Annotated in this window: 12 protein-coding genes; 8 read left to right on the top strand and 4 right to left on the bottom strand. The window is 34.4% G+C overall.

Features of this window, described 5'->3' with window-relative positions; genetic code table 11:
- Window positions 1-37 precede the first annotated feature (37 nt).
- The 6 genes from QLQ96_RS04835 to QLQ96_RS04810 all read left to right on the top strand — a co-directional run bounded on the left by QLQ96_RS04835 (window position 38) and on the right by QLQ96_RS04810 (window position 6,761).
- The gene (locus tag QLQ96_RS04835; protein WP_482495134.1) at window positions 38-1,018 is read left to right on the top strand and encodes a PorP/SprF family type IX secretion system membrane protein; all 981 of its coding nucleotides are present in this window, start codon (window positions 38-40) and stop codon (window positions 1,016-1,018) included.
- Window positions 1,019-1,175: 157 nt separating this feature from the next.
- The gene (locus tag QLQ96_RS04830) at window positions 1,176-2,363 is read left to right on the top strand and encodes a phosphoglycerate kinase (protein ID WP_482495132.1); all 1,188 of its coding nucleotides are present in this window, start codon (window positions 1,176-1,178) and stop codon (window positions 2,361-2,363) included.
- Between the two features lie 110 nt (window positions 2,364-2,473).
- Window positions 2,474-4,297 (top strand): LysM peptidoglycan-binding domain-containing protein, encoded by a 1,824-nt coding sequence (locus QLQ96_RS04825; RefSeq protein ID WP_482495130.1) that lies wholly within the window; start codon window positions 2,474-2,476, stop codon window positions 4,295-4,297.
- Window positions 4,298-4,343: 46 nt separating this feature from the next.
- A complete protein-coding gene (locus QLQ96_RS04820) occupies window positions 4,344-5,312 on the top strand; it encodes a DUF4837 family protein (protein ID WP_482495129.1) in 969 nt (322 codons plus the stop codon).
- A 189-nt stretch (window positions 5,313-5,501) separates the two neighbouring features.
- Window positions 5,502-6,143 (top strand): DUF1579 domain-containing protein, encoded by a 642-nt coding sequence (locus QLQ96_RS04815; protein ID WP_482495127.1) that lies wholly within the window; start codon window positions 5,502-5,504, stop codon window positions 6,141-6,143.
- Between the two features lie 162 nt (window positions 6,144-6,305).
- Window positions 6,306-6,761, top strand: a complete 456-nt coding sequence (locus QLQ96_RS04810; RefSeq protein ID WP_482495126.1) for a GNAT family N-acetyltransferase — start codon at window positions 6,306-6,308, stop codon at window positions 6,759-6,761.
- A gap of 36 nt (window positions 6,762-6,797) precedes the next feature.
- Here the strand turns inward: QLQ96_RS04810 and QLQ96_RS04805 are convergent, their stop codons facing one another.
- The 4 genes from QLQ96_RS04805 to rnpA form a co-directional block, all read right to left on the bottom strand.
- Window positions 6,798-7,601, bottom strand: coding sequence for an OmpA family protein (locus QLQ96_RS04805; RefSeq protein WP_482495124.1), 804 nt, complete (start codon window positions 7,599-7,601; stop codon window positions 6,798-6,800).
- A gap of 3 nt (window positions 7,602-7,604) precedes the next feature.
- The gene (locus tag QLQ96_RS04800; RefSeq protein WP_482495122.1) at window positions 7,605-9,242 is read right to left on the bottom strand and encodes a S41 family peptidase; all 1,638 of its coding nucleotides are present in this window, start codon (window positions 9,240-9,242) and stop codon (window positions 7,605-7,607) included.
- A gap of 2 nt (window positions 9,243-9,244) precedes the next feature.
- Entirely contained in the window at window positions 9,245-10,087 is an 843-nt protein-coding gene (locus QLQ96_RS04795; RefSeq protein ID WP_482495120.1) for a DUF4349 domain-containing protein, read from the bottom strand.
- A gap of 70 nt (window positions 10,088-10,157) precedes the next feature.
- Window positions 10,158-10,562 (bottom strand): ribonuclease P protein component, encoded by a 405-nt coding sequence (gene rnpA / locus QLQ96_RS04790; RefSeq protein WP_482495118.1) that lies wholly within the window; start codon window positions 10,560-10,562, stop codon window positions 10,158-10,160.
- A 125-nt stretch (window positions 10,563-10,687) separates the two neighbouring features.
- Between rnpA and QLQ96_RS04785 the strand changes: the two genes are divergently transcribed.
- Window positions 10,688-11,434 carry a lysophospholipid acyltransferase family protein gene (locus QLQ96_RS04785; RefSeq protein WP_379701619.1) on the top strand — a complete coding sequence of 249 codons (747 nt, stop codon included), beginning with the start codon at window positions 10,688-10,690 and terminating at the stop codon, window positions 11,432-11,434.
- 46 nt (window positions 11,435-11,480) lie between these two features.
- Window positions 11,481-12,473, top strand: a complete 993-nt coding sequence (locus QLQ96_RS04780; RefSeq protein WP_482495116.1) for an acyl-ACP desaturase — start codon at window positions 11,481-11,483, stop codon at window positions 12,471-12,473.
- Window positions 12,474-12,573: the final 100 nt, after the last annotated feature.

Here is a 12,573-nt window from a genome sequence, read left to right as displayed (position 1 = left end):
TATAGCCCCAATGATGTTGTCTAAAAATATTATTACAATGAAAAAGTTTATTTTATCCTTAGTACTCATGGCTGTAACAACAAGTTACAGCCAAGAGTTAAACCTACCGGTGTTCACGCAGTATTTAGCTGATAACCCTTTTATTCTTTCTCCTGCTTATGCTGGTATTGGAGATAATCTTCGTATTAGAGCCAATGGTTTAACACAGTGGGTCGGAATTAAAGACGCGCCAGATAACCAATCATTGTATGCAGATTTTCGTGTTTTAGATCGTTCTGGAGTTGGTATCTCATTGTATAATGATAGTAATGGTAATACAAGACAAACTGGAGCCAAAGTTTCATTTGCGCACCACTTGATTTTGGATTATCGTACAGAGCAGTATTTATCTTTAGGTATATCTTACAACTTTAATAGTTTCCGTATTGAAACTGGAAATTTTAATGATGGCAGTAATGGTAACCCGCCAGTTGGTGGACAACAGCCTACTGACAATCGCTATAGCGGTAATAATAACTTTGATATTAGTGCATTGTATCGTAACAGAGGATTTTATTTGAGTTTCAATGCCAATAACGTATTGAAAAAGAATATTAGCCTTGAACGTGTAAACGAACCAGATCTTTTATCAAACTTCCAAGTATATACTGGATTTACTTTTAAAGATGCTGAAAATAGACGTATCGAATATGAACCATCGGTTTTCTTGCAGTACTTTGCAAATGACCAGCGTTCTACAACCGATTTTAACTTCAAATACAGACGTTACAATCGTTACGAAGATTACTATTGGGTTGGTGTTTCTTACCGTTTCTTAAATGACCAATTCCCAAAACCTTTGGCAATGGGACCTATGGCCGGTTTTATGAAATCTAAATTCTATTTTGCATACTCTTACCAGTTAATGTTTAATGGACTTGGATCTTATAATTCAGGAACACATTCAATCACAATCGGATTTGACTTCTTAGGATCAATCAGTAACTGTCCTTGTACACAAAGTCCAGTTCACGATTAAGCAAGTAATTTTTATCATCTTTAAGAATTATTTTGTTGGTTTTCATAATTTACAACGTTTTCGTTTTTATTAATGGATTATTTTTGCTTTTTTGAAATTTAGAGTACTCTAAAAGTCATATATTTGTTATTCTTTCAAAAAATTAAAAAACAAGCAGATGAAAACTTTAAACGATTTCGATTTTAAAAATAAAAAAGCAATTATCCGTGTTGACTTCAACGTGCCATTAGATGAGAATTTTAATGTAACAGATACAACACGTATTGAAGCAGCAAAGCCAACAATTGATGCTATTTTAGCTCAAGGCGGAAGTGTGATTTTAATGTCGCATTTAGGAAGACCAAAAGGAGCAGAAGAGAAATACTCTCTAAAACATATTTTAAAAACAGCTTCTGAAATTTTAGGAGTTCAAGTAAAATTTGCTGAAAACTGTGTTGGAGAACCAGCTCAAACAGCAGCAAAAGATTTAAAACCAGGCGAAGTTCTTTTATTAGAAAATTTACGTTTCCACGCTGAAGAAGAAGCAGGAGATGTAGCTTTCGCTAAAGAATTAGCTTCTCTAGGAGATATCTATGTAAACGATGCATTTGGTACGGCTCACAGAGCACACGCATCGACTACAATTATCGCTCAATTTTTTCCAAACGATAAAACTTTTGGAACATTATTGGCAAAAGAAATTGACAGTTTAAATAAAGTTCTTAAAAACAGTGAAAAACCTGTAACTGCAGTTCTTGGAGGTTCTAAAGTTTCTTCTAAAATCACCGTTATCGAAAACATCTTAGATAAAGTAGATCACATGATTATTGGAGGCGGAATGACTTTTACATTCATTAAAGCTCAAGGTGGAAAAATCGGTGAGTCTATCTGCGAAGATGACAAATTAGATTTAGCTCTTGAAATTTTAAGATTGGCAAAAGAGAAAGGCGTTCAGATTCACATTCCTGTTGATGTTATTGCAGCAGACGATTTCTCAAACAGTGCAAATACCCAGGTTGTAGACGTAACTGCAATTCCTGACGGATGGCAAGGTTTAGATGCAGGTCCAAAATCTTTAGAGAACTTCAAAAAAGTAATTTTAGGTTCTAAAACGATTCTTTGGAATGGTCCATTAGGAGTTTTTGAAATGGAAACTTTCTCTAAAGGAACAATTGCATTAGGAGATTATATAGCAGAAGCTACAGAAAATGGAGCATTTTCATTAGTTGGTGGTGGAGATTCTGTTGCAGCAGTAAAACAGTTCGGATTTGAAGACAAAATGAGCTATGTTTCTACTGGTGGTGGGGCAATGCTTGAAATGTTAGAAGGAAGAATTTTACCTGGAATCGCTGCGATTTTAGACTAAAATATCACAATTAACATTTTTTTAAACACTTTTCTTCAATAAAGGGCTTAGATTTGCAAAAATACAACTCTTGTAATTATTTGAATTACAGAATTTTAAAATAATGTTATATGATTGTAAAAAAATTATCACTAGTGGTTTCCGCATTCTTTTCGTTAGCTGTCTGTGCGCAGGAAACGGCAAAGACAGACACAGAACTGAAGCCAGAGGTTAAGTTATCATATTTAGATTCTATTAAAAGCACATTCAAAAAAGACCATTTGGCTACAAAAGTTGACAGTCTTTGGATGAACGAATTAGTAAGTCTAGATATTTATGATGATCTGACCAAAGACATTCAAACCATCAATAAAGATGTTACTGTCGATGAAGAACTCCCAACCGAATTGCTAAAACAGCGTTTGGCGGCGATGAATCAGAAATCACCTTTTGAAATTGAATACAATCAAGGTTTAGAAAATATAATAAAGTCATTTCTTAAGAACCGTAAAAAATCGTTTTCTCGATTAATGGCTTTATCAGAATATTATTTCCCAATTTTTGAGGATGCTTTCGCAAAACAAAACGTTCCTTTGGAAATAAAATATTTAGCCGTTGTAGAATCTGCTTTAAATCCTAAAGCAGTTTCTAAAATGGGCGCCACGGGACTTTGGCAGTTTATGTACGGAACCGGAAAACAATACACTTTAAAAATCGATTCTTATATCGATGAAAGAAGTGACCCTCTTAAAGCTACAGCCGCAGCTTCAGAATACATGAGCAAAATGTTCAATATCTTTGGCGACTGGGAACTGGTATTAGCTTCTTACAACTCAGGTCCAGGAAATGTTACCAAAGCAATTCGTCGTTCTGGCGGAAAAACAAAATACTGGGACATTCGCAATTATCTTCCAAAAGAAACTCAAGGTTACGTTCCTGCTTTCTTAGCAACAATGTATCTTTTCGAATACCATAAAGAACACGGTATTAATCCAGAAAGAGCAGTAGTTAAAAACTTCGAAACGGATACCGTTTGTGTAAAAAATCAAATGTCTTTCAAACAGATTGCCGATTTATTAGACATGCCACAATCACAAATCCAGCTTTTAAATCCGTCATACAAAATGGGAGTTGTTCCGTTTTATCAAGGAGAACAGCATTTTATTCGTCTTCCAAAAGATAAAGTAGCAACTTTTGTATCAAACGAAGAGCAAATTTATGCTTACGTAAAACACAATACAGAGTTCAGATCAACTAATTCTAGATTGGCTGTAAAATATACTCCAAAAGCTAGACCTGCTGCAAAGTCGATTGTTAAGCCAGCAGAGATTAACAATAGCGATTTCGAATTTTATAAAGTTAGAAAAGGAGACAACTTAGGCGCAATCGCTTCTAAATACAATGTTAGCATTAGCGAGCTTAAAAAATGGAATAACTTAAAAACAAATGCCGTTGCAATCGGCCGAAGCTTAAAGATTAAACCTGAAGAGCCTTCAGCTATAAAAGCAAATGCAGTTATAGACAAAAAAGAAGAAGCAATTGCTTCTGCTGATGAAAAAGAAAAGTCAACAGCTATTGATATGGACTATGTTGTAGTAGCTGGAGATAATTTAGGAAGCATAGCAAAGAAGTTCGGTACGACTATTGCGGAGTTAAAAGAACTTAACAATTTAACTTCAAATAACATTGGTTTAGGAAAAACAATCATTATTTCTAAAGCAGCAATAGTTATAGAAGAGCCGGCTTCAACAGCAATTGCATCAAACTCGGTTGATACATTCAAGAAAAAAGCAATTTCTAAAAACGTTAGTGAAGATTATTACGTTAAGAAAGGAGATTCTTTATATAGTATTTCAAAAAAATATCCTGGAGTGACAATTTCAGATATTAAAAAATGGAATGATATTAAAGATGAAGATATTAAACCGGGAATGAAACTTAAAATAAACGGATAATAGAAAAATCTTATTAAATTTGGGTTTTATTTCATAAATTAAAAAAATGAATAAAACCCATTTTTTATTGCTATTAGTTCCATTTTTCCTGATCTCTTGTTTCAAAAGCGAAAAACAAAATGGAACAGTTTCTGGAAAAACAAATACCATTTCGGTCATTATTGACGATCAGTTGTGGTATGGTGAAGTAGGCGATAGTATCAGAAATAAATTTGCTTCACCGGTTCTTGGACTTACTCAAGAAGAACCGCTTTTTACCATTAACCAATATCCCGCAAGATTGCTTGAAGGCTTTGTTACAGATAGCCGAAGCATTATAGTGGTTAAAAAAACAGCAGCAGAAAAATTCGAAATCATTCGAAGTAAAACTCTTCCACACAATACTTTTCGCATTTACGGAAAATCAGTAGACGATATTATCTGTAGCATTGAATTGAATTCGGCAGAAATAATAAAAATTATTCATGATGCTGAAATTCAAAAAATTCAGGAAGATAATAGTACTTCTTTACTGAATAAAGCCATCATAAAAAACAAATTCCATATCAATATTCAGATTCCAACAGGATATGAATACATGTTGCATAAAAAGAAATTCATTTGGCTTAAAAAAGAAATCATAAGCGGTAATACCAGTTTATTGATTTACCAAATTCCGCTTAGAAATTTCAAAAAGAAAAAAGACATTGTAAACGCAATCGTCAAAATGCGCGATTCCATAGGCAAATATATTAAAGGCCGTGAACCTAATACGCAAATGATTACGAGCGAAGCCTACGCTCCGTATTTCTCAAAAATAGCATTAGACAATAAAGAAGCTTTTGAGACAAAAGGAACTTGGGAGCTCAAAAACGACTTCATGACTGGACCGTTTATAAATTACGCGATATTAGACCCAACCTTCAATCGTGTTCTAGTGATAGAAGGATTCTCTTATTCGCCATCTCATCAAGAACGCGATCTAATGTTAAATCTTGAAGCCATCATAAAAACCGTAAGAATCGACAAACGATAGGATATTTTGTTGTTTCAAGTTTCAAGTTTGAGGTTTCAAGTTCTCCGAGAACTTTGCTTTCATTTGCCCAAACCCTTTGAGAACTCTGCGGTTAAATAGCCAAAGCATATCAAACTTGAAACATAAAACATGAAACTTGAAACAAAATTTTCGTAATTTTATTCATAACAAACATTAAAACAAATAGTTATGAAAAAATTAACCACAACCTTGGCAATAATAACCCTGTGTTTTGTTTCGTGTAAGAAAGAAGTAAAAGAGGAGACCGCTATCACAAAAGACTCTTTAGCTGTTAAAACAGAAGAACCTCTTATTGAAGAGCCAGTAGATTCTGCGGCACAAATGAAAGCTTGGCAGGAATACGCGACACCAGGAACCCCTCATAAAATGATGGCTGACGAAGTTGGGACTTGGAACTGCGATATGACATTCTGGGCAGAACCAAATGGTAAACCCGAAAAATCAACTACCACTGCGGAAATCAAAATGGTTTTGGGCGGGCGTTATCAAGAATCTGTTTATAAAGGAACAATGATGGGACAGCCTTTTGAAGGAAAAAGTACTTTGGCTTATAATAATGCCAGTGAAGAATATACCACAACTTTTATCGATAATATGGGAACCGGAATGATGGTTGCCATGGGAAAATACAATGAAGCCGCAAAAAGTATGGAATTTAAAGGCGAAATGGTAAATCCTGTCAACGGAGAAAAATCACCATATAGAGAAGTCTATACAATCGTTGATCCGAAAACTAGAAAAATGGAAATGTTCGATGTAAAAAACGGATCAGAATATAAAAGCATGGAAATTGTAATGAAGAAAAAGTAGTTTTTTCTAAGGGCAAAGATGCAAAGTACAAAGGCACAAAGTTTTTATTTCTATTGGATATAACTTTGTGTCTTTTGCGATTTCTAAAAGAAACTTTAGCGCAGCCAAAAAAATAATATAACTTAGCGCCTTTGTGCCTTCGCGGCAAAACTTAAAGAAAGGATGGAATTAAAATGGAAAATAAAGCCTTTTGAGGCATTAACTGCTCATGAGTTATATGATTTGCTCAGATTGAGAAGTGAAATCTTTGTTGTGGAGCAAAATTGCGTTTATTTAGACCTTGATGGCAAAGACAAGAAAGCATTGCACTTAATCGGAGAGTTTGAGGGTAAAATTGTAGCCTATTCGCGTTTATTCGATGCTGGAATTAGTTTCGATAACGCTTCGATAGGAAGAGTGACTGTAGATCAAAATTATCGCGATAGAAAATGGGGACATGAATTAATGCGTGAAGCCATTGCTGAAATTAAATCGAACTTTGGAAAAGATAAAATAACCATTGGCGCACAATTATATTTGAAGAAATTCTACGAAAGCCACGGTTTTGTACAAACCAGCGAAATGTATTTAGAAGATGATATTCCGCATATCGAAATGATCAGAGAGTTAAAATCTTAGAATCTTAGTAACTCAGAATCTCAGCATCTTAAAAAACTAAATTTTAGTAATCAGAAACTCCACCCGCCGATCGTAATTATCACCTCGGCCTAAAGGATATTTATTGCCGCAGCCCATATAGGTCATGCGGCTTTTTGATATTTTTTTGGACATTAAATAATGGAAAACAGTTTTGGCGCGGTTCCAAGAAAGTCTTCTTTCTTTAGTTGCTCGATCAATTCCGTCGTTGTAGATCTCGGGCGTGCAACAGACATGCCCGCGTATTTCAAATTTTAAACTTCTATGATTTTGAAGTGTTATGGCAACTTTGTCAAGTTCTCTTTTTGAAGTAGGCGTTAGTTTGGCACTTCCGATTTCAAATAAAATAGATTCGAGGCAAACTTTATCCCCGACTTTTAGATCGTCTTTGAAAGAAGTGCGAATTCCTTTTCCGAAACTATTTTTCTTTACCAAGATCAAATCGACCCGCCGATTTCGGAGACGTGTTTCGTACAGATTTTCTACCGTATCTGCTTTTACGACAACACGCCCTTTTCCTTCTAGAATAACAATTTTACCTCGGTTGAATCCTTTTCCGATCAATAGATTCTGAATTGTATTGGCTCGATTATTAGATAATCTAAAGTTATACTCATCGTTTCCGCGATCATCACAATAGCCATAAATCTGTATAGACTCTACTTTAGCAGTGTCTATATTTTTTACAAAATTCGATACAACGCCGATTTGCTTATCTGTCAAATCGTACCTGTCAAACTCAAAATAAAGAGTTTCAACAGGTTTTTGCTGTGCGTTGACCGTATAAAATGAAAAAACAATCAAGGCTAAAGTTGTCTTCATTCACTACATTTTTAAAATCGTTTTATATTCTGTCTGATTATTTAATACGCTAACTGCTCTTTTAATTTCTGAATTGTTTTTTAGATAGTACTGATACAAACCTTCTTGATATTGATATCTTTTAATCAATTCTTCCAAAATCATGTTTTTGATTTCTTTTTGGTTTTTATCCAGTAAAGTCGTTTCGCTTTTTTCTAAAGCATTCAACAATTGCTGATATTCGGCAGTAATGGTCTCGTCTATTTTTTCTTTTTTAGCTGCAGCTAAAGTATTTTTCAAAGCCACTTCTGTTTCTGTATCAAAAGTGATTTTGTTGGTTTTTAAATATTGTTTGAAAGCAGCATAATCTGCATCTGAAATAGTTGGAATCTTATCGCCCAAATTTGGATTTTTGTAATAATAAGTCGTAGCGTAATCAAAAACTCCGTCATTTTTGGTTAAAGCGGTTGCTATAGCGCTAGTTTTGGTTTCTTCCAATTCGATATCTGGCAAAACTCCTCCGCCATCATAAACCGTTCTTCCTTTTCTGGTTTTAAAGGCATTGAAATTTTTAGCATCTGTTTTTTGTGCCACACCGTTTTTGTCTTTATGCGCATAATCCAAAGCCTGAATGCATCTTCCAGAAGGCGTGTAATATCTTGAAATGGTTACTTTCAATTGAGTTCCATAAGTTAAATCAACAGAACGCTGCACCAAACCTTTTCCGAAACTTCTGCTTCCTAAAACTACGGCACGATCCAAATCTTGTAAAGCACCCGAAACAATTTCAGAAGCCGAAGCACTTCTTCCGTTTACTAAAATTGCTAACGGAATTTCAGTATCAATCGGTTCTTTCAGCGTTTTATAAGTGTTATTGTGTTTTTCAATTCGTGATTTAGTCGTCACAATTACTTCATTCTTCGGAACAAATAAATTACAGATATCAATGGCTTCGTTTAATAAACCTCCAGGATTTCCGCGTAAATCCAAAACAATTTGCGTTGCTCCGTCTGCTTTTAGTTTTTCAAGAGCTTCTTTTACTTCAGCCGAAGCTTTTCTACTAAAATGCGCCAAAACGATATAACCGGTTTTATCATCAATTTTTCCATAAAAAGGAACCGATTTAATATCTACTTCATCCAAAACCAAAACAGTAGTGTTTGGTTTTCCTTGACGAAGATATTTGATATTGATTTTGGTGTTTTTTGTTCCTTTCAATAATTGCGAAGCGTCGTCTTTAAAATCGGCGATCAAAACATCTCCAATTTGAATGATTTCGTCTCCCGCTTTAAGTCCGGCTTTATCTGCTGGATAGTTTTTATAAGGTTCGCGAACAATCAGACGATCTTTTTTTCTAGAAATCAAAGCACCAATTCCAGTATATTCTCCAGTATTATTGATTTTGAAATTGACAACATCTTGTTCATTGAAGTAAACCGTGTACGGATCCAGACTTCCCAACATGCTTTTGATTGCTTTATCCATCAAATCTCCTGGATTGGTTTCGTCAACATAATTGGTGTTTACGGCTTTAAACAGAGTTGTAAAAATTTCGATCTGTTTGGCAATTTCAAAAAAATCTTCTTTAAAACTGGTTCCAACAAACAACATTCCCGCCGCAGCGACTGGTATAATAAATTTCTTCTTGAAATACGGATACATGATTATTCTTTTTTTCTTCTTTTTAATCTTTTTCTAATAAAATAGGCAAATACAACAAATAAAATGACAAATGGCCAAGCGCTTAATAAGGAAAGCAATAAATCGGATAAAGTATAGAATCCAGATTCAATGGCATTCCAAAGTTTGGAGCCGTAAGATATTTTGATACCTTCTTTTTCAGGTATTATTTTATAAAATGCAATGGTAATTGTGCTTTCAGAAACGCGACTTTCTAAATATTTCAATTGACCTTCTTTCGATTCGATTTCTTCGCGAATTGTCGAGATTTGTTCTTCAATTTCTAAAATCTCACTGACTTTATTGGCTTTCTTCAAAATTTCAAGATAACGTTCTTCGAGTTTTTTCTTTGTTTTTAATCTAGAAGTCAGGTCGATGTATTGTTCTGTAACATCTTCGGCTGAAATATTTTTGACTTCAAAGTAAGAAACACCTTTAGAGACGTCATTTATAAAACGGTCAAAATTTTGGCTCGGAACTTTTACTGTTAGATTTCTAGAAATGGTTCCATAATCTTTTCCCTCAGAATCGTTAATGATTCTTGCTTTACTATTTGTAACCGCTTTTTGAATTTGATTGAAAGTATTTTCCAAATTATCGGTTTCAAAACGTAAAGTGGCTTCTTTTATAATCTTTTGTTCAATTTGTTGTTTGACCTTTGGAGCTGGTGGAGCGGCAGGATCAAAATTCTTATGATCAGAGCCAGCTTCTGCTTTTGCAGGAAGTTTTACTGCTTGTATAGAAATTGCTTCTTCATTGGCACTTCCAGCTTTACTACATCCAGAAAGAATTAAAAATAAGAATGATAAAAAGAAAATATGTCGCATAAAATTTCAATTTAGAGCTAAAACTACGATTTTTTTGCCTAATTTGATTAATAATCTTACGTTTTGAAATTTACGCTTCTGTTTTTGTTTCAGAATCGAGAGGTTTGTTGATTTGAGCGGTGAATTTCTCAAACAATTGAATCGTTTTGGTATTGATTTCTTCGTAAGACAAACGGTCTTTGGTTTGATAAAAAAGCATTATCGAATACGGCTGATCCAGATTGTCCAAAAGCAATTGTTTGTTTAAACGATACGTTTCTCTCAAAACTCTTTTGAAGTAATTTCGATCAACAGCTTTTTTGAAGTATTTCTTTGAAACTGAAACGCCAATTTTGGTTTGTTCTTCTGAATTTTCTTCCGCTTGACGGTAAACCAAACGAAGCGGATATTTAGACACCGATTTTCCGTCAGAAAATAGTGATCCAATTGTAGTTTTGCTCTTTAAACGCTCGTTTTTAGGGTAAGTAAAGTTCATTTAATTCAGAAAAAATTTGCAAATTTTGGTACAAAGGTACAATTAAACCATAAAAAGAGTTATTGTTTTCAATTTTAATAAGTCTAAAAATATATTTATTACTTTTGCGCATTAATTTTTGAAGCATGGAAAAAATTATATCTTATCCTATATCGGTAATTTACTATTTATTATTTGGTTTATGTTTGGTTGTTTTTCACCCAATTCAGTGGATTTGTTTAAATGTATTTGGTTACCAGGCTCACAAAAAAAGCGTTGATTATTTAAACTTTTTCCTTTTAAGATGTACGAATCTTGTGGGAACGAGATATACAATTGAAAATAGAGATACAATTCCGAAAGGCGTGCCGATCATTTTTGTGGCAAATCACCAAAGTATGTACGATATCGTGGCAATGATTTGGTACTTTAGACGATTTCATTGTAAATTTGTAAGTAAGAAGGAGTTAGGTAGCGGAATTCCAAGTGTTTCTTATAATTTGAAATACGGAGGATCGGTGCTTATTGACCGAAAAGACCCTAAACAAGCTATACCAGTTATTAAAGGCTTGTCTGAATATATCGAAAAAAACACAAGATCTGCCGTTATTTTCCCAGAAGGAACAAGAAGTAAAACGGGTGTACCAAAGGAATTTGCGCAAAGCGGTTTAAAAATTTTGTGCAAATATGCGCCATCTGCGTATGTTGTACCCGTGAGTATCAATAATTCTTGGAAAATGGTGAAATTTGGTTTTTTTCCTGTTGGTTTAGGAAATCACCTGAAATTTACAGCTCATCCAGCTTTGGCTGTCAAAGATTACAAATTTGAAGAGCTGATGGAGATTACTGAAAAAGCAGTTAAAGAAGGAATAAATGAATATAAACAGGTTTAAGTTTTAGTACCGAGCTAAAATGTAAAACCCAAATCTATAATAAGTAATGTCTATAAAAAACATTAGATTAGAAGTAATGCAGTTTTTGGAAAAAAACGTTGATAGCTTCGTTGAACAGTATTTAATTCCAGTGGAAAAAATTTGGCAGCCGTCTGATTTTTTACCGAATTCTGAAGGAGAAAATTTCTTTGAAGAGGTAAAAGAATTGCGCGAAATTGCTAAAGAACTTCCTTACGATTTCTGGGTTACGCTTGTTGGTGACACAATCACTGAAGAAGCTTTGCCTACATATGAGTCTTGGTTAATGGATGTTGAAGGAATTGACCAGATAGAAAACGGTGGAAACGGTTGGTCTAAATGGATCCGTCAATGGACCGGAGAAGAAAACCGCCACGGAGATCTTTTAAATAAATATCTGTATTTGTCAGGTCGTGTAAACATGCGCGAAATCGAAATGACTACACAGCACCTAATCAACGACGGTTTTGATATTGGAACTGGAACTGACCCATACAAAAATTTTGTATACACTAGTTTTCAGGAATTAGCAACTTACGTTTCGCACAATAGAGTAGCGCAGATCGCAAAGAAATTTGGAGATAACAAGCTTTCTAAAATGTGTAAAATGATAGCAGGTGATGAAATGCGTCACCACCACGCATATAGCGAATTTGTTACTAGAATTTTCCAAGTAGATCCAAGCGAAATGATGTTGGCGTTTCAATACATGATGAAACAAAAAATCGTTATGCCGGCTCACTTCTTGAGAGAATCTGGCCAAAAAATCAGTACAGCTTTTGAACAGTTCTCTGATTCTGCACAGCGTATAGGTGTTTACACAGCAAACGATTATGTTGATATTATGCAGAAATTAATCAACAAATGGGAAATTGATAAAGTAACAAACCTTACAGACGAGGCTGAAAAAGCACGTGATTATTTAATGAAATTGCCAGCTCGTATGGCTAGAATTTCTGAAAGATTAGTTATTCCAGCAGAAGGCCACATCTTTAAATGGGTGGAACCTGCGAGATTGTAGATTTTAGATTTAATTTTAAGTGAATAATTTTACCCAAAGCTTGTCCTCCTGAGCGAAGTCGAAGGATCTCATGCTAAATCCATTCTTTGTGTCCTTCGAC

The sequence above is a fragment of the Flavobacterium sp. B167r genome (genome assembly GCF_056824315.1).
Note: the sequence above shows the minus strand (reverse complement) of the source record. Positions and strands in the feature narration are given on the sequence as shown.

Coding starts and splice junctions, on each gene's coding strand:
- QLQ96_RS04835 (WP_482495134.1), top strand. CDS start 38: ATGAAAAAGTTTATTTTATCCTTAGTACTCATGGCTGTAACAACAAGT.
- QLQ96_RS04830 (WP_482495132.1), top strand. CDS start 1,176: ATGAAAACTTTAAACGATTTCGATTTTAAAAATAAAAAAGCAATTATC.
- QLQ96_RS04810 (WP_482495126.1), top strand. CDS start 6,306: ATGGAATTAAAATGGAAAATAAAGCCTTTTGAGGCATTAACTGCTCAT.
- QLQ96_RS04820 (WP_482495129.1), top strand. CDS start 4,344: ATGAATAAAACCCATTTTTTATTGCTATTAGTTCCATTTTTCCTGATC.
- QLQ96_RS04825 (WP_482495130.1), top strand. CDS start 2,474: ATGATTGTAAAAAAATTATCACTAGTGGTTTCCGCATTCTTTTCGTTA.
- QLQ96_RS04780 (WP_482495116.1), top strand. CDS start 11,481: ATGTCTATAAAAAACATTAGATTAGAAGTAATGCAGTTTTTGGAAAAA.
- rnpA (WP_482495118.1), bottom strand. CDS start 10,562: ATGAACTTTACTTACCCTAAAAACGAGCGTTTAAAGAGCAAAACTACA.
- QLQ96_RS04815 (WP_482495127.1), top strand. CDS start 5,502: ATGAAAAAATTAACCACAACCTTGGCAATAATAACCCTGTGTTTTGTT.
- QLQ96_RS04795 (WP_482495120.1), bottom strand. CDS start 10,087: ATGCGACATATTTTCTTTTTATCATTCTTATTTTTAATTCTTTCTGGA.
- QLQ96_RS04805 (WP_482495124.1), bottom strand. CDS start 7,601: ATGAAGACAACTTTAGCCTTGATTGTTTTTTCATTTTATACGGTCAAC.
- QLQ96_RS04800 (WP_482495122.1), bottom strand. CDS start 9,242: ATGTATCCGTATTTCAAGAAGAAATTTATTATACCAGTCGCTGCGGCG.
- QLQ96_RS04785 (WP_379701619.1), top strand. CDS start 10,688: ATGGAAAAAATTATATCTTATCCTATATCGGTAATTTACTATTTATTA.